Origin of the sequence: Flavobacterium caeni (assembly GCF_900101895.1) — a bacterium.
GTDB lineage: Bacteria > Bacteroidota > Bacteroidia > Flavobacteriales > Flavobacteriaceae > Flavobacterium > Flavobacterium caeni.
This window is the reverse complement of the sequence record NZ_FMVF01000008.1, coordinates 25,181-47,085: the sequence shown is the minus strand read 5'-3', so window position 1 is coordinate 47,085 and position 21,905 is coordinate 25,181. Positions and strand designations below refer to the sequence as shown.

The window sequence follows — 21,905 nt, the reverse complement described above, 5'->3', positions numbered from 1 at the left end:
CTAAAGATTTGTGCGATGCCCTAGCCCGCCCCGAAGCTTCGGGGGTAGCGGCATCCTTTTTTAAACGCCGTCAGGAAGTTTAAAAAAGATACAGCGGATAGCCGGACCCGAGCTCCAAATTAAAAAAATTTGGGCGAACTGGCGAAGCAAAAGCTCCCGACAAAAATAAATCTAAAACCCGAATGTGCGAACGAATCCCGAATTTTGATTTACTTTTGTTGGGATGGACCACCAATACTACATGCGGCGCTGTATCGAACTCGCGCAAAACGGGCTGGGCACGACCTATCCGAACCCTATGGTGGGCGCGGTGATCGTACACGAAGGCCAAATCATCGGCGAGGGATGGCACCGCAAAGCCGGCGGGCCGCATGCCGAAGTGGTCGCGGTCGATTCGGTCAAAGATAAAACACTGCTACCGCAGTCGACCATTTATGTAAGCCTCGAACCGTGCTCGCATTTTGGCAAGACGCCGCCCTGCTGCGACTTGATCATCGCACAAAACATCCCGAATGTGGTGGTGGGCACGGTCGATCCGAACGAAAAGGTGGCGGGCAGCGGTATCGAAAAATTGCGTGCGGCGGGCAAACGGGTGACCGTTGGGGTGTTGGAGCGCGAATGCCGCGAACTGAACAAACGGTTTTTTACGTTCCACCACCAAAAAAGACCGTATGTGGTTTTGAAATGGGCGCAATCGGTCGACGGTTTTATCGCGCCGGCACACAAAAATTCGCGCCAGCCCGTATGGATTTCCAATAGTTATTCACAACAGCTCGTACACAAATGGCGCACCGAAGAACAGGCGATTCTCGCGGGAACCCAGACCGTTGTTGACGACAACCCCAAACTCACCGCGCGCGATTGGAGCGGAAATCAGCCCGTTCGGATAGTTATCGACAAAAGCAATCGGATTCCAAAAGAAAGTCATATATTTGATAATCAAGCCCCAACCATTGTCTTGACCGGCACCGTTGGCCAAACGCAAAACGATGCTGTCAAGTTTGTCAAAATCGATTTTTCAAGCGATGTACCGCGACAAATTGTAAACGTATTGTATGACCAAGGTTTGCAATCGGTGATTGTCGAAGGCGGCGCCAAAACGCTGCAATCGTTCATCGACGCGAATTGCTGGGACGAGGCTCGGGTTTTTACCGGACAAACTGTTTTAGGCCAAGGCATTGTAGCGCCCACGCTCGAACGGCCGGTTGAAAAGCGGCACATCGGGCGCGATGAACTTTTAATTTTCCGGAACCATGATCAACACGATTATCTTTGACTTTGGCGATGTTTTCGTAAATCTTGAAAAGGAGCGGTCGCTCGATCAGTTCCGTCAACTCGGGCTGGCCGGGCCGAACGATGAATTGCTCGCGCTCAACGACGAATTCGAACGCGGCCGCATCTCCGAAAACCAATTCATGGACGGGTTCCGCAAGCATTTGCCCGAGGCCGATATGGAGGCGATTCGCACGGCATGGAATTCGATCATTGGCGACTTTCCGCTCGAAAGGCTTGAATTTTTACAACTCCTCTCGCACAAATACCGTTTGTTTTTGTTGACCAATACCGATGCGATCCACATCAGGCAGTTTGAGGAATTGGTAGGCGAATCGTTTGCAAGCGCATTTTACCAATGTTTCGAAAAGGTGTACTATTCCTACGAAATGGGCATGCGCAAACCCGAAACCGAGATTTTCAACTACATCATCCGCAAGCACGACCTCTCGCCCAGACGCACGTTGTTTGTCGACGACAAAAAGGAAAACTGCGATGCCGCCGAGCAATGCGGATTACAGGTTTGGAATTTGCAGCCGGGCGTGGAAGATGTCGTACATTTGTTCGACAAGAAAATCCTTTAGCATACCCTTTTGAAATCCGACGACACTTACCTTACGATTGCCCAACCTTCGGACGAAATCCTGTACAAGGAAAAAAACAGCAAATTTTTTGGCTATGCGTTTCCCGTAACCACCGAGGAAGACGTCAAGCAGCATCTCGAAAACCTGCGCAAACGCCATGTGGGTGCGGTGCATTTTTGCTATGCGTGGCAAATGGGCACCACGCAAATCGTTTACCGTGCCAACGACGACGGCGAACCTTCACATTCGGCGGGGGCGCCCATTTATGGACAAATCCAATCGTTTGGGCTTACCAATGTACTGGTTGTGGTGGTGCGTTTTTTTGGCGGGGTCAAATTGGGCGTGGGCGGATTGATTTCGGCCTACCGGACCGCCGCGCAAATGGCGCTCGAACAGGCCGAGATTGTCGAGCGTACGATCAAGGTGCATTTTATCGTGTCGTTCGATTACAAAAACATGAACAAGGTCATGCGCGTAATCAAGGAAAAAAACCTCGACGTCATTGGCCAGAAAATGGAACTGTCGTGCGAGATCGAAATCGCGACACGGCAAAAAAACGCCGAAATGGTCCAGGAGACTTTTGAATCGCTGTTCGAAGTTTTGATCCAAAAACTTTAACCCCACGCGCTCGTTCGACATTCGACACTCGACGTTCGACATTCAACTTTTCACACGTTTATATTCTACGAAAGCGCTCCACCAAGAACAGCAGTTTCACGATCGTGGCTTCGCAAATCCACCATTGCCCAATACGCGATTCGATCACCCAATAATACTGTTGTGATTTTTTCACAACAAAAAGGTTGTGGTAAATTTTTTGTGGTAAAAAAAACACCACAGTAATTTCACCACAAAGCAGCGCTAGCTACTTTCGGATAAACCGGCAATAGCTCGTTCGACTTTCGACTTTCGACTTTCGACCTTAGACGTTCTACCTTATCACGCCTCGCTTTCGAGCTTTTCCAAAATTTCATGGATGTAATCGGGCGGCGCCATCGGACGTCCGGTCTTGAAATTGACGAACACCAAAAGGATGTACATGGTTGTCAACAATTCGCCCTGTTCGTTGTAGATCTCGCAGTCGAAATCGATCTTGACCGACGACTGGCTCTTGAAGGTGGTACGCACGGTGAGCAGCTCGTCGTAACGCGCAGGCTTTTTGTAGTTCAGCGTGAGCGAGGCGATGGGCAGCCCGATGCCGTTTTCTTCCATCCATTTATAGGACACGCCGTGGCTGCGCAGCCACTCAACTCGGCCGATTTCGAAATACGGCAAATAATTCCCGTGGTATACGACCCCCATTTGGTCTGTTTCTGAGTACCTTACGCGCAACTGAATTTCGTGTGATTTCATGTGGTTTTTTTAACTGTTTTTTAAATGGATTTTTAGTACATTAGCAATGGGTGAAACAAAGGTCCGTACGACAATAATTTTAAAAAATCAACTCGATTTTTATTTTTTTTTAACGATTTTTGTTCACATATTTGTTACCCCAAAAAACAAGCGGGAATCTCCTTTTTTGCTTGTAAGAGAACCTTTAATAAAACACTAATTTATTACAATTTATGAGCAAAACTGCGCAATCAGTATGGGAAAATTGTCTGCTTTTCATAAAAGACAATATCCAGGAGCAGGCCTACAAAACCTGGTTCGAACCGATTAAGTCTGTTGAGCTCACCGACAATGCCCTTTACATTCAAGTTCCATCCAAATTTTTCTATGAATGGCTCGAGGAGCATTACGTCAAATTGCTGAAGGTTGCGCTTACCAAAGAACTCGGGAAAAACGCAAAGTTACTCTATAAAATCAAGATGGAAAACACCTACGGCAACAAGCAACCGTTTACGGAGCAGTTGCCGAGTGCGCACCGTTCGCCTGTCAAGTCGCAGGAAGTCGATGCCCCATTCAAGAATTTGAGTCCTGAGCTCAAGAATCCGTTTGTGATCCCGGGTATCCGAAACCTCAAGATCGAATCGCAGCTCAACGCCAATTACAGCTTCGACAATTTCCTCGAAGGCGACTCGAACCGACTAGCGCGTTCGGCGGGTATGGCCGTGGCCAACAAACCGGGCGGCACATCGTTCAACCCGTTGCTTATTTTTGGCGGCGTCGGATTGGGCAAGACGCACCTCGCACACGCCATCGGTGTCGAAATCAAAGACAAATATCCTGAAAAGACCGTGCTGTACATTTCGGCCGAGATTTTCACGCAACAATACATCGATTCGGTCAAGAAAAACAACCGCAACGATTTCATCCATTTTTACCAGCTCATCGATGTGCTCATCATCGACGACGTGCAATTCCTTTCGGGCAAATCGGGCACGCAGGATGTGTTTTTCCACATCTTCAACTATTTGCACCAAAACGGCAAGCAGGTCATCCTGACTTCAGACAAGGCACCCGTAGACATGCAGGACATCGAACAACGACTGCTCTCGCGTTTCAAGTGGGGATTGTCGGCCGAGTTGCACCAGCCCGATTACGAGACCCGCATCTCGATCCTCAAGAACATCCTGTACCGCGACGGTGTAGACATGCCCGAGGAAATCATCGAGTATGTGGCGCGCAACATCAAATCGAACGTACGCGAGCTCGAAGGCGCGATCATTTCGCTCATCGCCCAATCGTCGTTCAACAAAAAAGACGTCACGATCGAACTGGCCAAACACGTGGTCGAGAAATTCGTCAAGAATGTCAAGCGCGAGATTTCGATCGATTACATCCAAAAAATCGTTTCGGATTACTTCCAGCTCGACCTCGAGACGTTGCAATCCAAAACCCGCAAACGCCATGTGGTGCAGGCGCGTCAACTCGCGATGTTTTTCGCCAAGAAGTTTACGAAAGCTTCGCTGGCCAACATCGGCGCACAGATCGGCGACCGCGACCACGCGACGGTACTGCATGCCTGCAAAACCGTAGACAACCTCGTGGCCACCGACAAACAGTTCAAGAAGTTTGTCGAAGACATCAACAAGAAACTCTCGCTTTAACATGCCAAAGATTCTAATGGTCTGCCTGGGTAACATTTGCCGTTCGCCTTTGGCCGAAGGACTGTTGGCGTCTAAACTCCCTTCGGAAAAATTCACGGTCGATTCGGCCGGAACCGGACATTGGCACGTGGGCAAACAACCCGACCAACGCTCGATAGATGTGGCGCGCAAAAACGGCCTCGACATCACAAAGCAACGTGGGCGATTGTTTTCGAAGGACGATTTTGACGACTTCGACTATATTTATGTGATGGACGCGACCAATTTCGACGACGTGGTGCGCATGGCCAAAACGCCCGAGCACAAGGCCAAGGTCAAGATGATCCTCAACGAATTGTTCCCCGGCGAAAACGTAGACGTACCCGATCCTTACTTTGGCTTGGCCAACGGATTCGACACCGTGTACGGCATGCTCAACGAAGCCTGCGACCACATCGCGGCCAAACTGATCGCCAAGCACGCATGAAGGCCCTCGGTAAATTGTACCTGATCCCGGTGCCGCTGGGCGACAACGAGCCTACCGAGGTATTGCCGCAAACCATTGCACGTACCATAGGCTTTATCGACGACTACATTGTCGAGAACGAAAAGACGGCGCGCCGTTTCATCAAGGCCATCGACCCGACCAAAGTACAATCGACTTTGAGGCTTTCGGCGCTCAACAAACACACCGACGTTTCGGAACACCTGCAAATGATTGCGCCTTGCCTTGAGGGCAAAAACCTCGGGCTCATGAGCGAAGCGGGTTGTCCGGGCGTGGCCGATCCGGGTGCCGCCATCGTCAAACTGGCGCATGAAAAAGGCATCCAAGTGGTACCGCTCGTGGGGCCTTCGTCCATTTTACTCGCGGTCATGGCTTCGGGGATGAACGGCCAGAGCTTTGCATTCAACGGCTACCTGCCGATCGACAAGGGCGAAAAGAAGTCGGCGCTCAAGAATTACGAATCGCTGTCGGCCCAAAAGAACCAATCGCAACTTTTTATCGAGACGCCATACCGCAACAACAAGCTGCTCGAGGATTTATTGCAAATCCTGCAACCGAACACGCATTTGTGCATCGCCGCCGATTTGACCTTGCCTACCGAATTCGTAAAAACGTTACGCGTACAGGATTGGAAAAAAACCAAGGTCGATTTGCACAACCGTCCTGCCATTTTTATCATCCATAAATTGTAACGATGGACCAACCGACCCGCCAAGTCTTTTCGGCCAATTTTGACGCAGGATTGCAAATGTTATCGCATGCGGTACGTATTTGTCCCGACGGTCTTTGGCAGCAACACGGTCGTTTTTACCATCTGGCCTACCACACGGTCATTTTTGCCGATTATTATTTGACGCACCCGGTGCGTGACTTTGCGCCCATGCCGCCTTACCAACTCGCCGATCCCGACGATTTGCCCGAGACGGCCGTAGACGATGTACTGCCCGAATCGGCCATTTCGCGAAACCAATTGTTGGCGTTTATCGAACACATCCAAAAAAAGAACCGTGAATTTTGGGCCAAGGACGTGGATTTTGAAAAACGATGGATCGAAACCGACGAAATCGCGCTGCATGGATTGTGCCCCCGCGCTTGTCCAGCAGTATTCGGTAACCGAAATAATGTTCTACAACCTGCGCCACCTCCAGCATCACGCCGGGCAACTCAACCTATTGTTACGGCAACACGGCCAGACGCCTTGCGATTGGGTTGCCGCGCGCCCATAAAAAAACCCATCGGGTTGCGACGGGTTTTCATTGCTATATCTGGAAAGATTTATTTTGCCTTGGCGTTGGCATCGGCGATGATGGCCGAGGTCTCGTAGCCGCCGAACATTTTCATGTAGCTACGAACGGACGTACCGTAGTCGTCCTTGCATTTGCGCGCACCGTTGCTGCACAGGAATTTCTTGACCGATCCCACGCCGCCCAAATGTGCCGCCGCGAGCAGTCCGGACTCGGTGATCTTGATGCCGCCGATAATTTTGCCCGAATATTGTTTGATCTCGTCGCGCAACTCCCATTTGTTTTTGGCCAGCAAGGCCACGAAAGCCTTTTCTTGTAACTTGGGACTGTTCAAAAAAGTGAGGCTGTCGTGGATGCCGATCGTTTTGAGCGTCTCGGTACCGAACTGGTATTTGCCGAGATAACCCAGCGTATTGACTTTGTGGTATTTGCCCTGCGATTCCTTAAAGGCGAGCGCCTCTTTGAATGCGATGAAATATTTGCCCGTAAAAGGGATGTTTTGCAAGACGTAGTCGTCTTTTTCTTGCGAAGGAAATGAATAGGCCCCGGCCTCGATTTGGGTCTGGGACCATTGGTGGTCTTGGATCCGGAACGGTTTAAAACCCGAACTCAAATAGGTTACTGAAAATAAAATTGCAATGTAAAATGTCCATTTCTTGATCATACTTTGGTTTTCTTCCGGGTCTGTCACCCCACGAAAATTTCTGCGGGCCAAAGATACGACAAATAAACGTTTGCTGGAAATCAGCAAGTTAAAGTTTTCTAAAAATGCAAGTAACGGAATTTGACCACGCCGTCATCCCTGAATTCAAACGTTGGCGCTGGGATTTTGATGGTGTTGAAAACCGAAAAAAGTGTCTTTAAAACGTGCGATTTGGTTTCGATTTTGGTCAAATCGGCGTCGAGACTGAAGTAAAATTGACGTACGCGCTGGCTTTCGGGCAGAAAAATGGTGTTCACGAGCACGTCTTGCCCGGTGACCATACCCTCGGCACCGTAACCCACCGCTACGTTGAGCCATTTCGGAACCTTGGATCCTTTGAAGAACGAATGGACGTTGACCGACAGCCAATAGGTTTGCCCGTTGTAGTCCTTTAGGATTTGCTCGGGTAAATTTTCGCCCAACACATTCGGGCGCGCCGACGCATACTCGGTGGTATGGAACGAAAACTTAGGGACGATGCGCTGCTCCTTCCACAACAACTCTTGTCCCATGTAAAGCGCTGTCCCGCCAAAATTGGCCGCCATATCGCCGCCCGAAAATCCCCAGCCCGAGGAAAAACCGTCCATCAATTCGACCGCAGACAAAAACAAGAAGCCGGCGCCCGGGCCGTAAATGAGTTGTTGCGTACGGCTCGCCCCGCTCCATTGCAGCACTTCCTTACCGAATCGCCCGAGATGGTAAGACGAAAAAACGTGTCCTGCCTTGTCCATCTGCAGCCAATCGGCATTGTCGTTGACGGTATGGAAATCGGTTTGGTCGTAATCTGAATACCAGGATTGGTGAAGCGCCAACAATGCACCGCCCGCCAACGCTCCTTCGGCGATGAACACGCCCAAACGCCTTGGTTTGTTGAGCGAATCCGACGGGGTCAGGAAACGGTTGATGCCACTTTGCGACCATCCTGAAAAGGCGGCCAACAGCAACGCTATGGTGAGTGCTCTTCTCAAATTATCGCTTGATGCCCTGGCTGTTGATCCAGGCCACATATTTTTGACGGTTGGCTTCGTGCTGCGCCGGTGTCACCGCAAATTCGTGGTAGCCGAAATTGGTCACGCTCGCGCAAAAATAAATGTAATTGTGTTTTTCCGGGTTGAGTACCGCATCGATGGCCGTAATGTCGGGCATTGCGATCGGACCCGGCGGCAGCGTTGCATACATATAGGTGTTGTACGGCGAATCGGTCGCCAAATCTTTGTTGAGTACGCGTTTGATGACCTGGTTCCAGTCGCCTGAATTTTTCTTGACCGCAAAAATCACCGTCGGATCGGCCTCGAGCTTCATCCCTTTGGCGTAGCGGTTGAGATAAACGCCGGCCACACGCGGACGTTCGTCTTTTTTGACCGTTTCTTTGTGTACGATAGACGCGAGCACCGTGGCCTGGATGGGTGTCAGGTTTTGCGCCTTGGCTTTTGCAGTCCGGTCTTCGTCCCAAAATTTACGGAATTCCTTGGCCATACGGTCGCGAAATTTGGTAGCCGAGGTGTTCCAGAAAAACTCATACGAATTCGGGATGAACATCGAAAGCACGTCGTCTTCGGTAAAGCCGTTCTCCTTCAAAAACTCGGGATCCTTAAATGCGGTGAGCAAACTCAGGCTGTCGGCTTCGATCTGGTGCGAAACGCGCCCCGCCAAATCTTCGAGCCTTTCCTGGTTGTTGAACGTCAAATCGACCGGGACGTTGACGCGCAGCGCGTTGACGATGTCGTTGCTGTTCATGCCGCGCGTGATCAGAAAGCGCCCCGATTTATCGTCGCGTTGCGGATAGGATTTCTTTTCGGCCACGCCATCAAAACGTTCCATGTCGTCTACATACTGCGCCATGATTTTTTTGACGGCCTCGTAGTCGGAGCCCGTCGGGATGGTGACATATACTTCTCTTTGGGTAAATTTGGTATTGCCCGAAAAAATGTTGCGGTACATGATGTAACCGTATACGATCAGACCGGTCACGATGGCTACAGACGCCAGGCCTATGATTTTTCTAGTTGTCAAGTAATTACTGTTATTTCTTATTGTGGTTATTGATCAATTGGAACAGTGCCTCGTCGCGGTACTTGCCGCCTATCAGGTTCCACTGTTTTTTGACGCCGATTTCGACGAACCCAAATTTAGTAAAAAGCTTTAGACTCGCGCTATTTTGGGTGTCAATATTCGCATAAAGTTGGTGCAGTCCGAGTTGGGTAAAGCTGTAGCGGATGAGCAGCTCGAGCGTTTCGCCGCCAATGCCCTGGTTCCGCTCGCCTTCGTCCTTGATCAGGATCCCGATGCCCGCGCGGTTGTTCTTGGGGTCAAAGTCAAACAGATCGACCAGCCCTACGGGTTGGAACGAACGCTGTTTGCAAATCGCGAGTCGCAGCTGCTTGGCTTCGTATATGTCCTGTCGCGCATTTTTCAAATATTCGCGGATCAAATAGCGGCTGTACGGGGTTTGTGTATTGCTGATCGGCCAAATGGTTTCGTCGTTTTCGATCGCGTGGACAAACTCGAGGTCTTCGGGTTCGAGCGCGCGCAGGTAGATCGAAGTACCCGATAACGTCAGCATGATACCGTACCTTTAAAGACGAATTCGGCCGGGCCGACCAAAAAAACTTCGGTAAATCGTTTGCCGTCTTGTTTAAACGTCACGCGCAACCTGCCGCCCTGCACGTTCAAGTCGATCGCTTGCGAAGAAGTTCGGCCGATGGCATGCATGGCGATGGCGACAGCCGTCGCGCCCGTCCCGCAGGACAAGGTCTCGTCCTCGACACCACGTTCGTAGGTGCGCAACGAAAAAGTATTTTGGTCTTCCTGGTGCACAAAATTGACGTTGCTTCCCGCTTTACCATACAAATCGCTGTACCGGATTTGTGCGCCCAGCGTCTTGACGTCGAGGTTTTGCAGATCGTCCTCCATTTGCACGTGGTGCGGCGAACCCGTATCGAGGAACACGAACTCGGCGTTGATGTCTATGGTATCGACGTCCTTCATTTGGAGCGATACCATGCCTTGCTCGGCAATATGGGCGTGGTGCAATCCGTCGACGGCGATAAATGTGGCGTTGTCGTTGACGATGCCGAGGCTTTTTGCAAAGGCCACGATACAACGTCCTCCGTTGCCGCACATCGAACTGGTGTTGCCATCGGAATTGTAATAGACCATCCGAAAATCGGTTTGATCGTCGTCCTCAAGCAAAATGAGCCCGTCTGCGCCGATACCGAACCGTCGGTCGCACAACCGCGCCACGAGCGTCGTATCGTCTTTTGGAAAAAACCCCGAACGGTTGTCGATCATGACAAAATCGTTGCCCGTTCCCTGGTATTTGTAGAAAGTGAGTTGCATTTTTTGAATTCGAGACACAAATGTACGAATAAAACGTGTACCGCGTTGTTATCGAAATCACAACACCAAACCGGGCAAACGGCTGGCAACCAACTACTGCAAACAAAAAGTTAATCATCGTTAAACGGGCGTTAAACTGCTTTTGCGCGATTTTTTGTTTGTTAATTTTACAAGACCAAAAACTGTAACAGACATCGTTCAACCACATTTTTAGAAACATGAAAAATTTCGCGAGCTTATTCCTAGTATCATTGCTGAGCGGCGCAACCACGCTCGGCGCCTATAAATTATTCATCGAAGACGACCAGCCCGGTAACGGAGTCGTCACGGTTGCCGGCCCTGAAAATCATTTACGCAACGTGGGCCTCGGTGCCGAATCGGTCGATTTTACGGCCGCGGCCGACAAGACCGTACATTCGGTGGTGCACGTCAAAAACACTTCTTACCGTACGGTAACCAACCCGATGCTTGAGTTTTTCTACGGCTACCGCGGTGGGCAACAACAGGAGCAGGTGGGCACCGGATCGGGTGTCATCATTTCGGAAGACGGCTATATCGTGACCAACAACCACGTGGTCAAGGATGCGTCTGAAATCGAAATCACGCTCAACAACAACAAGACCTACAAAGCCAAATTGGTGGGTACCGATTCGAAAATGGACATCGCTTTGCTCAAAATCGACGCCGATACCAAACTTGAATATACCGTATTCGCCGATTCGGATAACGTGAAAGTGGGCGAATGGGTGCTGGCAGTAGGCAACCCGTACAACCTCAACTCGACGGTAACCGCGGGTATCGTATCGGCCAAGGCGCGGAACCTCGATTCGAGCGGCATCCAATCGTTCATCCAAACCGATGCGGCGGTCAACCCGGGCAACTCGGGCGGTGCGCTTGTCAATACCAAGGGCGAATTGATTGGCATCAACACCATGATTTCGTCGATGACCGGATCGTATGTGGGGTATTCGTTTGCCGTTCCGTCGAACATCGCGCGCAAGATCATCGAAGACATCATGGAATACGGCAACGTGCAACGCGGCATCTTGGGCGTCGAGGGCGGCGAACTCAACGCCAAGGCATCGAAAGAACTCGGAACAACCGAAACCGCAGGCTTTTACATCAACCGTGTGACCAAGAATTCGGGCGCCGAACGCGCAGGACTCAGCAAAGGCGACGTGATTGTCAAACTCGACGAGCGCAACATCGCGACCTATTCGGAACTCGCGGCCTACATCAACACCAAACGCCCGAATGACAAAGTGAACGTGACCTATGTGCGCGACGGCAAACGCTACGTAGTGCCCGTGTCGCTGACCAAGAACGAATTTGTGGCCGCCGAATTCAAAGGATTGCAGCTCGAGAACATCGACGCATCGGACAAGAAAAAATTCCGCATCAACTCGGGCGTGCGCATTCGTGAGATCACGAACGAGAACCTCAAACCGTACTACGATGAACTCATCGGCAACATCATCCTGAGCGTCGACAACGTACGCGCCACCGATGTAGAAACGGTTTCCCGTATCTTGGGCAATAAAGACGAGAACCAGAGCGTTAGTATCGAAATGGTCAACAAGCAAGGCCAACGCATCCGCATCATTATCTAATCTTAATTATATCTGTTTGAGAAGCCACCTTACCCGGGTGGCTTTTTTGTTTGGCTCAAGTTTCGAGAAATTACAAAGATTTTGTTCGCGTGAAAACTTTAACAAAATGTACAGATTTTCTGTATCCAAGTGTGCATTTCTTTTTGTAGGGGATACCTACTAAGCCCCCTACCCTACAGTAAAACTAACGTTTTCAACGCAATCCCAATTACAGAAAATCTGTAAATTTTAAACTTCTTGTTTGTGGAATTCCATCGCCGGCAGACGAAGATTTACCATACCAACGCATCGCCGATTTGCTTTTAAACAGATATTTGATAAAAAACAACGAAATCGTTTTCGTTAATCCATTCTAATGGTTACTTTTGCGCAAAATTTACAAATAACACACTAATATTTTCAACCCAATGAGTAACACGATTTTATACGAAAAGGAAATCACATCGCAGGCCGCACGCAGAAGGGCCGGTGTCGAACTGATCAAAATCATCAGCGATTTATGGTACGACAAATCGATCGAAATGGTGCTGTTCCGCAACCAGCTTATCGACCGAAACGTAAGCGACATCATCAATTTGCACGAGTACGCGGGCGAATTCGTAAGCAAACCGATTTCGATTTTTGATTCGGTCGAGATTGCACGTGCGATTTATTCATTGGACTTGCCGCCGGCCAAACTCGATTTGGGCAAATTGACCTACGAGTTCCGTTTGGACGACAACAAATTCGACAACGCCAAAGGTTTTGTGATCGACAGGCTCAGCAACGCCAAGGAATACAAAGGCAACAAACCCAAGGATGTGGTGTTGTACGGATTCGGGCGCATCGGCCGTTTGCTCGCGCGCGAACTGATGTCGAAAACCGGCAAGGGTACCCAAATGCGTTTGCGCGCCATCGTGACCCGCGATAAAAACGATGCGGTATCGCTCGAAAAACGTGCATCTTTGTTGCGTTACGATTCGATCCACGGCGATTTTCAAGGATCGGTTGTGGCCGATGTCGCCAACCAGGCACTGATCATCAACGGCACAACGGTTCATGTGATCACGGCCAACGGGCCCGAAGACATCGACTATACCCAATACGGAATCGACGAAGCGCTCGTGATCGACAATACTGGGGCATTCACGACCAAGGAAGCGCTCGAAAGACATTTGACTTCGAAAGGCACGCACAAAGTGTTGCTTACCGCGCCGGGCAAAGGCGTTCCGAACATCGTTCACGGCGTCAACCAAAACGAACACAACCCGGACGAAGTCACGATTTTCTCGGCCGCGTCTTGTACGACCAATGCCATCACACCGATCCTGAAAGCGGTCGAAGATACTTTGGGTGTCGTCAAAGGCCATTTGGAAACCATCCACGCCTATACCAACGACCAAAACCTGGTGGACAACATGCACAAAAAATACCGTCGCGGGCGTGCTGCGGCGCTCAACATGGTCATCACCGAAACCGGCGCGGGCAGTGCCGTAGCCAAGGCGTTGCCATCGTTGGCGGGTAAATTGACCTCGAATGCGATCCGCGTTCCGGTACCGAACGGCTCGCTGGTGGTGCTGAATCTGGAAGTCGGGCGCGAAACATCGGTCGAGGAAATCAACGCCATCATGAAGCAATACGCACTCGAAGGCGAACTCGTCGAGCAAATCAAATATTCGCTCAACAACGAACTCGTTTCGTCGGACATCGTGGGCACGTCGGCGCCATCGATCTACGACAGCAACGCCACCATTGTATCGGGCGACGGCAAAAACGTGGTGTTGTATGTGTGGTACGACAACGAGTACGGCTACAGCCACCAGGTTATCCGTCTGGCAAAATACATCGCCAAGGTGAGAAGATATACCTATTACTAGGATTATACTTAACTGCGAAAAAGCGTTCCTGAAAAGGGACGCTTTTTTTATATTGTTTTTTAGGAGCTTAATCCCGCTTTCCGTTGCAATCTTTTACGGTCTCCGTCCCGAAGCGTCGGGACTGCGGCCGCAAAAGGATTTCCACTACAATCGGGGCTAGGGCATCCCGGTCGCTACGAAATCTGTCGTGACTTGGTCAAATAATACACCGGAATCCCTGCCAACATAATGGCCACACCCCATCCGCACGTATCGGGCTTGAACACCAACAATCCGACCGACAAGGCCGTAGCGAGCAAAATATAGACGGCCGGCAGCACCGGATAACCAAATGCTTTGTAAGGCCGTTCGGCATCGGGCATGGTTTGACGCAATTTAAAGATACCGTAAATGGTCAGGATGTAAAAAATCAAAACGATGATGACCACAAAATCGAGCAAATCGCCGTACTTACCGGTCAAGCACAAGGCCGAAGCCCAGATGCACTGCGCCCAAAGCGCCCACGCGGGAACGCCGGCCTGGTTCAAATGCCCCGCTTTTTTGAAGAACAATCCATCGCCCGCCATGGTGTAGTAGACACGGGCACCGGCCATGATGAGCCCGTTGTTACACGCAAAGGTCGATACCATGATCATGACGGCGATGATGTAGGTGCCCATGCCGCCAAAAATGTATTGTGAGGCCACCACCGCCACGCGATCCGCTTTGGCCGTGGCTATTTCGTTGAGCGGCACAACGGCCAGGTACATCAGATTGGCCAAGACGTAAAGCACGCTTACGATGAGCGTTCCCAAGAACAGACTGAGTCCCACGTTGCGTTTCGGGTTTTTGATTTCGCCTGCAATAAAGGTCACGCCGTTCCACGCATCGCTCGAAAATACCGACCCGACCATGGCAGCAGAAATCCCCGCGAGCAATGTGGTGCCGCCAATCGAAATCCAATCGCCCGTATCTTTGACAAAATTGCGCGCCGCCCAGCCGTCCTGCCAATTGGCGTCCCAGATTTCAGATTTTGCCGCAAACAACAACCCAAAAACGATCAGCCCGAGCAACGACGCAATCTTGATGATCGTGAGCACCGTCTGCAAAATTTTGCTGTTCTTGACACCGCGACTGTTCAAATAGCTGAGCAACACAATGGTCACGATCGACACGATTTGCGCGGCATTGAGCTTGAAACTTCCCAATTCGTACAAAATATTCTCGTCGCTGAACGGTTCGTACAGGTAGGCTGCGAATTTTGAAAAAGCCACGCCCACGGCCGCGATCGTCCCGGTTTGGATCACCGCAAAAAAACTCCATCCATACAAAAAAGCGATCAGTTTGCCATAGGCCTCCTTGAGGTAAACGTACTGTCCGCCCGCCTTGGGGAACATCGCGCTGAGTTCGCCGTAGCTGACCGCGGCAATGACAGTCATCACGCCGGTCAAGACCCACATTAAAATGAGCATGCCCGCCGAGCCTACGTTGCGCACCATGTCTGAGCTGACGATAAAAATACCCGAACCGATCATCGATCCGACAACCAGCATCGTGCCGTCGAGCAATCCGAGTTCGCGTTTGAAGTTTTCGTTTTCGTGGTTTTCCATAAAAGGTTTGGTTGGTTCGGCTAAAGATAGCAAAAAAGTCAAATCGACAACATGCGAATGGGTTACAGGATAATTTTGCGTAACTTAGGCATCCAAAAAACGAACAACATGTCTCCCAACAAGCAAACCGTGCAGGATTATATGGACGGATTCCGCGCAACCGACCACGACAAAATCCTGGGCTGCCTTACCGACGATGTCGTATGGGTCATGCCCGGCGCCTACCACCACGAAGGCAAGGACGCGTTCGACAACGAAATCGAAAACCCAAATTTCAAAGGCAAACCGCTCATCAAAGTATTCCGCATGACCGAGGAAAACGATGTGGTCATCGCCGAAGGTGCCGTCACCTGTTCATTCATCAACGGTGACGTTCTCGATGCGGTATTTTGCGACGTGTTCGAAATGCGCGACACCAAAATCCAGAAACTGACCAGTTACCTCATGCAAATAGCGATCAACAAACCATGAACGAATACATCATCATCTTCAGGCACGAGGACGGCGCCAAAGTCGCGTCGCCCGAGCAAATGCAACAATGGATGCAGCAAACCATGCAATGGATCAACGGCATCGCCGCGCAAAACAAATTCGCCGACGGCAAAGGACTGCTGTTTGACGAGGCGCGTGTGGTGCGGAGCGACCGCAGCGTAAGCGAAGGCGCATTCGGGAACACAAACGAAACCATTGGCGGATTCATTGTCGTACGCGCCGAATCGATCGAAGAAGCGACCGGTTTTGCAAAGGAATGTCCTGTTTTGCAAGGCGAAGGCAACAGTGTCGAAGTACGTCGCATTGCACGATAATATCCCAATGAAGTCGATTGGCCTCTTTTTGCTGCTTTTGACGTGGTCGGGTTGGGCGCAGGTGGAACAGCTCGACGGGACGTTGATCAAACCCAAACAAATCGACCGCATTGTCGAAAAACTCCTCGTTTACGGCAAAGTCGAAGGCATCGCCCTAGCGATCATACACGGCAACAAAGCATCGGTCAAGGCCTATGGAGAGCGCAACAAATCGCCACGGCAGTTGCTCGATCCGATCACGGTGATGCCCGCGGGCGACCTGTCGGAGCCCATCATCGCCTACCTTGTCCTGAAATTGGCCGAGAGCGGACAAATCGACCTCGACAAACCTTTGCACGAATACCTCGACGCGCAAACCACGGGCGTTGCACAAAAAGCCCTTGGTTCCGAAATCGGGAAAAAAATCACCGTGCGCCACTGTCTTTCCCATACTTCGGGATTGACAGAACGCGATACAATATTGGCGTTTGAACCAGGGACACGCTATGCCCAGTCGGCGATTGACTATGTTTTGTTGCAAGCGGTACTCGAGCGGATATCGGGAAAACCGCTTGAAAAACTCGCGTCCGAAAAAGTCTTCCGCCCGTTCGACATGGTCCAATCGGGTTTTGGGCCAATTCCCGACGCCGAGGACAATCGGTCGGTGGGTTACGACAAGACGGGCCATCCCGTCGATGCCAATCCCAGCGGCATGTATACCACCCTACTGGACTACTCGCGTTTTGTCCAAAAAATACTGCTGCACCAGGGTCTCGCCCCAACATGGCGCAACGAAATGATCAAGCCACAAATCGAAATCGAAACGGCGCCTGGATCGACCCAATTGTACCAGGCCCTGGGTTGGGGATTTTTCAAAAGCCAATACGGACGCGCGTTTTTTAGCCAAAGCCAGGACGCGATATTCGGGCATTATGTAATTTGTTTCCCCGACAAGAACAAGGCGTTCATCGTCATGACCAACAGCGCCAACGGCCCGTCGGTGTTTAAGGAATTGCTCGAGAAAGTCATCGCCGACGACCAAACACCGTGGGAACCACTCGGTTTCATCCCCTACAAATACCCATAAAAAAACTCCCGGTGAGGGGAGTTTTACTATGCCTGTCTTGGTACTTAGAAGCTTCCGGTAGATTTGTACACTTTCTTGGTGTAGGTTTGGCCGTTGCAGGTGATCTTGACAATCCAGTACCCTTTCTTGAGGTGCGAGATATCCATGGTGGTCGCCTTCAAGCGTCCGCTGGTGTTGTACACGGCCACCGTAAAGTTGCCCGACGTACATGGGAGATTTTGCACCTGGATGATGCCATTCGATCCCAAAATAATCTCGACCGGTAGGATTGGTGTGCTCGGGGTCGGATCGGTCGGGGTCGGGTTGGTCACAACCGGCGGCGTGGTTCCGCCTCCCGAACCCACAGTATAGGTCAGGTTCAAGTTGTTATAGCCCTTGGTCGCGTCCCAGGTATTGTTGTTGGCGAAACGCACCGCATAAATTGGATTGGTCGGCAACTTCGAATCAGGAAGATGCAAAAACAATTGGTAGGTTCCAGCCGCCAATGCCGTGTTCAATACATGCGTGATACGCGTGGTTTGGCCTGCGTTCCAAAGCCTTACATTGGTGGTCAAGGCTTGCGAAGTTTCGGCTCCCGTAGCGGTGTTGCGGTAAACGAGGTAGGCTTTTCTTTCGTTGAAAATGTTGGCGTAGCCCACGTTTTGTAAGTTGATGGTCAACTGTCCACTGGCGATGCTCGAATTGAGCAACTCGAAACGGTAACCCAGTTTGCGTTTGACTTCGTCCAAACAACCGTTGGCCTGCCAGCTGTTGGTCACTTCTTGGTTGTAATCGGCATTCAAATAGTTGAAATGGAAACGCTTCATTGTGGCCATGGCGTTCGTACAAGCCGAAAATGTCGTGAGCGCGCAAGTCTCGCCGCCGTCAAACGTATAACGGCTTTGGTTTTCGAGATACGACGGATCGGTGGTGGTGTTCAGGTAAGTGCCCCAATCGTCTGCGCTCGACAAAAAGCAGTCGTTGTGCGCCGCCGCGCGGGATACGATGCTGCCGTTGTACGCATTGGCGGCCGATACCGGTGTCGCACCGGCAATCTGACGTTGGATCGTCGGCGTACGGAATGCAACCATCCTATTGGGCGCCAGTTCCATGATCTTGTTGCCTACGGCGATACGGTCGGCGGTGTTGGTGGCCGTGTGGTCGTCGGTGCCGTAGTTGTTCGAAAACCACCATTCGCCGTAATTGCCGATGAATCCCGCTTCGACCGACGAAATCACATCTTCGTTGGCCTGGATGACGGGCTTGAGTTGGTCGATGTGGCCGATCACACGCGAACGCGGCGCATCGGTTCCATCGGTATTGGTATAATTAAAACGGATGATCGCCTTGACACCGGCTGCGCGAAGGGCGTTGAAATCGGCTTGCATCTTGGCCAAAAAGTCGGCCGAAATAGGTGCATTTTTAAAGGCGTCGATACGAAATTCGCGCCAAATCAGGGTTACTTTTTCATTCGTGCGGAATCCCGCAAGTTCTGTTTGGTTGAGTGCTTTGTAGGTCCCGGATCCCGATGACCTGTAGTGGTAAAATCCGCGTTCCGGATTGGCAAAAATTTCGGTACTCGCAGTGTACGTTTGGGTCTGAGAATGCGCCCCCACTGCAAATAGCAGCGCCATCATGAAGTAATTTTTCATAATACTAGTAGGTTAAGATTTAATGTTTTAAAAAAAGATTTATGGCATAGTCAAGTCGAATGGTAGGGGGTTGTCATTCGAACTTGGTTGCAAATTATACGATTAAGTGCGCATTTCATCGACGAAGCGTTTATTTTAACAAAATAATCGGCGAACTACATCAAAACCAGTAAAATAGTAGGAATAATTGTAGAATACACACGTCCTTCCCAATGAAAATTGTGTCCGTTTTCAAAAATTTAACAAGTCAATTTTGGCGATAATCGATGTCGAAAAACCAAAAAATCGACGACTGGCGTTAATTGGCAAAAAAAGTTGTTACAGTTGACTGTCAACGGCTTGCAGCGAAAACGTTTTCGTTAAGGCTCAAAAAAAAACTCCCGTTATCGGGAGTTTCTTACAATAGAACGTAACTAAAAATTATTTCGCTTCGGCAGCGATCAAATTGAGCGCAGATCCTGCCACAAACCAACCGATTTGCCCTTCGTTATAGGTGTGGTTGGCCATGATGATGTCGACCGATCCATCTTTGTGTACGAATTCCAGCGTGAGCGGTTTGCCCGGTGCAAATTCGGTCAAATCGGTAAAGTTGATCGTATCGTCTTCCTGGATTTTGTCGTAATCGGCTTCGTTGGCAAACGTCAAGGCCAACATGCCTTGTTTTTTCAAATTCGTTTCGTGGATACGTGCAAACGATTTTACGAGAACGGCTTTTACACCCAAGAAACGCGGCTCCATCGCAGCGTGCTCGCGCGACGAACCTTCGCCGTAGTTGTGGTCGCCCACCACGATCGACGGGATACCCGCCGCTTTGTAGGCGCGTTGCACCGCCGGAACCGCATCGTGTTCACCTGTCAATTGGTTCTTGACCGAATTGGCCTTTTGGTTGTAGGCGTTGATCGCGCCAATGAGCATGTTGTTCGAAATGTTGTCGAGGTGGCCGCGGAAACGCAACCATGGTCCCGCCATCGAAATGTGGTCGGTGGTACATTTGCCGAACGCCTTGATGAGCAACTTGGCGCCCATAATGTTCTTCTTGTCCCAAGGATCGAACGGCGCGAGCAATTGCAAACGTTCCGATGTTGGGCTTACTTGCACTTGAACGCCCGATCCGTCGGCGGCAGGCGCTTGGTAGCCCGCATCTTCTACGGCAAAACCACGCGGCGGCAATTCGTTCCCGGTAGGCTCGTCGAGTTTGACTTCGAGACCGTCTTCGTTGATGAGCGTATCGGTAAGCGGATTGAACGACAGATCTCCTGCAATGGCCAGTGCGGTCACCAATTCAGGCGATCCTACGAAAGCCAAGGTGTTCGGGTTGCCGTCGGCACGTTTCGAAAAATTACGGTTGAACGAGTGTACAATGGTGTTGCGCTCCTCTTTCTCGGCACCTTCCCTGTCCCACATCCCGATACACGGTCCGCAGGCGTTGGCAAAAACGGTCGCCCCGATTTTGTCGAACGTATCGATGAACCCATCGCGCTCGATCGTATAGCGTACTTGCTCGGAACCTGGCGTAATGGTGAACTGCGCCTTGGTCTTGAGGTTCTTTTCGGCCACCTGCTTGGCCAAGGAAGCCGAACGCGCGATGTCTTCGTACGACGAATTGGTACACGATCCGATGAGTCCGACCTCGATTTGCAATGGCCAGTTGTTTTTGATCGCCTCTTCTTTCATCTTAGAGATCGGCGTGGCCAAATCGGGTGTGAACGGGCCGTTCAAATGCGGCTCGAGTTCCGAAAGGTTGATTTCGATCACTTGGTCGAAATACTGTTCAGGGTTGGCGTATACTTCTGGATCGCCTGTCAAATATTCGCGGATGGCGTTGGCCGCATCGGCTACATCGGCACGATCGGTCGAACGCAAATAGCGGTCCATCGAATCGTCGTAACCGAATGTAGATGTTGTTGCGCCAATCTCGGCACCCATGTTGCAAATGGTTCCTTTACCCGTACACGACATGGCCGTCGCGCCTTCGCCGAAATACTCAACGATGGCTCCGGTTCCACCTTTTACGGTCAGGATTCCGGCTACTTTAAGAATGACATCTTTGGGTGCGGTCCAGCCCGATAATTTTCCAGTCAATTTAACGCCGATAAGTTTCGGGAATTTAAGCTCCCAAGCCATACCCGACATCACGTCTACCGCATCCGCACCACCGACACCGATGGCCACCATCCCGAGTCCGCCCGCGTTCACGGTGTGCGAATCGGTCCCGATCATCATCCCGCCTGGGAACGCATAATTTTCGAGTACCACCTGGTGGATGATGCCCGCGCCCGGCTTCCAGAAACCGATCCCGTATTTGTTCGAGATCGACGAAAGAAAATCAAATACTTCGTTGGATTGTTGCTTGGCACGCGCCAAATCGGTCTTGGCGTCGACCTTGGCTTGGATCAAGTGGTCGCAGTGTACCGTAGTGGGTACGGCAACCTTAGGCTTTCCGGCGTGCATGAACTGCAAAAGCGCCATTTGCGCGGTTGCATCCTGACAGGCCACGCGGTCGGGCGCAAAATCGACATAGTCCTTGCCGCGGGTAAAAGCTTGGGTAGGCATGCCTTCCCAAAGGTGGTTGTATAAAATCTTTTCGGTCAGCGTAAGCGGTTTCCCGACCACCTGACGCGCCGCATCGACGCGCGTGGTCATGTTGGCATACACCTTTTTAATCATTTCAATATCAAAAGCCATAATCGTCTGGTTTGTTTTTTTGTTTTTGTCGGTGCAAATTTAC

At 50.8% G+C, this 21,905-nt stretch carries 21 protein-coding genes; 12 read left to right on the top strand and 9 right to left on the bottom strand.

The window, feature by feature from the left end; genetic code table 11:
* Positions 1 to 223: 223 nt before the first annotated feature.
* The 3 genes from ribD to BLP55_RS09045 are packed head-to-tail and all read left to right on the top strand — an operon-like array spanning position 224 to position 2,474.
* Positions 224 to 1,276, top strand: coding sequence for a bifunctional diaminohydroxyphosphoribosylaminopyrimidine deaminase/5-amino-6-(5-phosphoribosylamino)uracil reductase RibD (gene ribD / locus BLP55_RS09055; RefSeq protein ID WP_091142362.1), 1,053 nt, complete (start codon positions 224 to 226; stop codon positions 1,274 to 1,276).
* Complete coding sequence (locus BLP55_RS09050; protein ID WP_091142358.1) at positions 1,254 to 1,856, top strand: HAD family hydrolase; 603 nt, start codon at positions 1,254 to 1,256, stop codon at positions 1,854 to 1,856. Before ribD ends, BLP55_RS09050 begins: the two co-directional genes overlap by 23 nt.
* Positions 1,857 to 1,865: 9 nt before the next feature.
* Positions 1,866 to 2,474, top strand: a complete 609-nt coding sequence (locus tag BLP55_RS09045; protein WP_091142353.1) for an IMPACT family protein — start codon at positions 1,866 to 1,868, stop codon at positions 2,472 to 2,474.
* Positions 2,475 to 2,795: 321 nt separating this feature from the next.
* Here BLP55_RS09045 and BLP55_RS09040 read toward each other — a convergent pair whose 3' ends face one another.
* Positions 2,796 to 3,209, bottom strand: coding sequence for an acyl-CoA thioesterase (locus tag BLP55_RS09040; RefSeq protein WP_091142349.1), 414 nt, complete (start codon positions 3,207 to 3,209; stop codon positions 2,796 to 2,798).
* A gap of 212 nt (positions 3,210 to 3,421) precedes the next feature.
* Between BLP55_RS09040 and dnaA the strand changes: the two genes are divergently transcribed.
* Genes dnaA through BLP55_RS17490 form a run of 4 tightly spaced genes read left to right on the top strand, consistent with a single transcriptional unit; the run spans position 3,422 to position 6,657 of the window.
* Positions 3,422 to 4,849, top strand: a complete 1,428-nt coding sequence (gene dnaA, locus BLP55_RS09035; protein WP_091142345.1) for a chromosomal replication initiator protein DnaA — start codon at positions 3,422 to 3,424, stop codon at positions 4,847 to 4,849.
* A 1-nt stretch (position 4,850) separates the two neighbouring features.
* Positions 4,851 to 5,315: a low molecular weight protein-tyrosine-phosphatase gene (locus BLP55_RS09030; RefSeq protein WP_091142342.1), complete on the top strand. Its 465-nt coding sequence runs from the start codon at positions 4,851 to 4,853 to the stop codon at positions 5,313 to 5,315.
* Positions 5,312 to 6,025: an SAM-dependent methyltransferase gene (locus tag BLP55_RS09025; RefSeq protein ID WP_091142338.1), complete on the top strand. Its 714-nt coding sequence runs from the start codon at positions 5,312 to 5,314 to the stop codon at positions 6,023 to 6,025. The genes BLP55_RS09030 and BLP55_RS09025 overlap by 4 nt, the downstream gene beginning before the upstream one ends.
* 2 nt (positions 6,026 to 6,027) lie before the next feature.
* Positions 6,028 to 6,657, top strand: coding sequence for a hypothetical protein (locus BLP55_RS17490; protein WP_091142335.1), 630 nt, complete (start codon positions 6,028 to 6,030; stop codon positions 6,655 to 6,657).
* On the opposite strand, the gene BLP55_RS09015 is transcribed toward BLP55_RS17490, so the two are convergent.
* From BLP55_RS09015 to dapF, 5 genes are all read right to left on the bottom strand, one after another.
* A complete protein-coding gene (locus BLP55_RS09015) occupies positions 6,609 to 7,268 on the bottom strand; it encodes a peptidoglycan-binding protein LysM (RefSeq protein ID WP_317040300.1) in 660 nt (219 codons plus the stop codon). The two genes, BLP55_RS17490 and BLP55_RS09015, sit on opposite strands and share 49 nt — an antisense overlap.
* Before the next feature lie 71 nt (positions 7,269 to 7,339).
* On the bottom strand, positions 7,340 to 8,248 hold the full coding sequence (locus BLP55_RS09010) for a DUF2279 domain-containing protein (protein WP_244503445.1): 909 nt from the start codon (positions 8,246 to 8,248) through the stop codon (positions 7,340 to 7,342).
* A gap of 1 nt (position 8,249) precedes the next feature.
* Complete coding sequence (gene mltG, locus BLP55_RS09005) at positions 8,250 to 9,293, bottom strand: endolytic transglycosylase MltG (protein ID WP_091142323.1); 1,044 nt, start codon at positions 9,291 to 9,293, stop codon at positions 8,250 to 8,252.
* 10 nt (positions 9,294 to 9,303) lie between these two features.
* On the bottom strand, positions 9,304 to 9,843 hold the full coding sequence (locus BLP55_RS09000; RefSeq protein ID WP_091142320.1) for a GNAT family N-acetyltransferase: 540 nt from the start codon (positions 9,841 to 9,843) through the stop codon (positions 9,304 to 9,306).
* Positions 9,837 to 10,619 carry a diaminopimelate epimerase gene (gene dapF / locus BLP55_RS08995; RefSeq protein WP_091142316.1) on the bottom strand — a complete coding sequence of 261 codons (783 nt, stop codon included), beginning with the start codon at positions 10,617 to 10,619 and terminating at the stop codon, positions 9,837 to 9,839. The genes BLP55_RS09000 and dapF overlap by 7 nt, the downstream gene beginning before the upstream one ends.
* Before the next feature lie 218 nt (positions 10,620 to 10,837).
* Here dapF and BLP55_RS08990 point away from each other — a divergent pair, with 218 nt between their 5' ends.
* Together BLP55_RS08990 and BLP55_RS08985 are read left to right on the top strand one after the other, a co-directional pair.
* On the top strand, positions 10,838 to 12,229 hold the full coding sequence (locus BLP55_RS08990; protein ID WP_091142313.1) for a trypsin-like peptidase domain-containing protein: 1,392 nt from the start codon (positions 10,838 to 10,840) through the stop codon (positions 12,227 to 12,229).
* Positions 12,230 to 12,636: 407 nt separating this feature from the next.
* Positions 12,637 to 14,085 (top strand): glyceraldehyde-3-phosphate dehydrogenase, encoded by a 1,449-nt coding sequence (locus tag BLP55_RS08985; RefSeq protein ID WP_091142309.1) that lies wholly within the window; start codon positions 12,637 to 12,639, stop codon positions 14,083 to 14,085.
* Between the two features lie 173 nt (positions 14,086 to 14,258).
* On the opposite strand, the gene BLP55_RS08980 is transcribed toward BLP55_RS08985, so the two are convergent.
* Complete coding sequence (locus BLP55_RS08980) at positions 14,259 to 15,674, bottom strand: APC family permease (RefSeq protein WP_091142304.1); 1,416 nt, start codon at positions 15,672 to 15,674, stop codon at positions 14,259 to 14,261.
* Positions 15,675 to 15,782: 108 nt separating this feature from the next.
* Between BLP55_RS08980 and BLP55_RS08975 the strand changes: the two genes are divergently transcribed.
* From BLP55_RS08975 to BLP55_RS08965, 3 genes are read left to right on the top strand one after another with little or no spacing between them, the layout of a single operon-like run.
* Complete coding sequence (locus BLP55_RS08975) at positions 15,783 to 16,145, top strand: nuclear transport factor 2 family protein (RefSeq protein ID WP_091142300.1); 363 nt, start codon at positions 15,783 to 15,785, stop codon at positions 16,143 to 16,145.
* Positions 16,142 to 16,480 carry a YciI family protein gene (locus tag BLP55_RS08970; RefSeq protein WP_091142297.1) on the top strand — a complete coding sequence of 113 codons (339 nt, stop codon included), beginning with the start codon at positions 16,142 to 16,144 and terminating at the stop codon, positions 16,478 to 16,480. The genes BLP55_RS08975 and BLP55_RS08970 overlap by 4 nt, the downstream gene beginning before the upstream one ends.
* Before the next feature lie 7 nt (positions 16,481 to 16,487).
* Positions 16,488 to 17,546 (top strand): serine hydrolase domain-containing protein, encoded by a 1,059-nt coding sequence (locus tag BLP55_RS08965; protein ID WP_091142294.1) that lies wholly within the window; start codon positions 16,488 to 16,490, stop codon positions 17,544 to 17,546.
* A gap of 44 nt (positions 17,547 to 17,590) precedes the next feature.
* On the opposite strand, the gene BLP55_RS08960 is transcribed toward BLP55_RS08965, so the two are convergent.
* Positions 17,591 to 19,177, bottom strand: a complete 1,587-nt coding sequence (locus BLP55_RS08960) for a DUF4832 domain-containing protein (protein ID WP_091142290.1) — start codon at positions 19,175 to 19,177, stop codon at positions 17,591 to 17,593.
* A gap of 420 nt (positions 19,178 to 19,597) precedes the next feature.
* Positions 19,598 to 21,862 (bottom strand): aconitate hydratase, encoded by a 2,265-nt coding sequence (locus BLP55_RS08955; protein ID WP_091142286.1) that lies wholly within the window; start codon positions 21,860 to 21,862, stop codon positions 19,598 to 19,600.
* Positions 21,863 to 21,905: the final 43 nt, after the last annotated feature.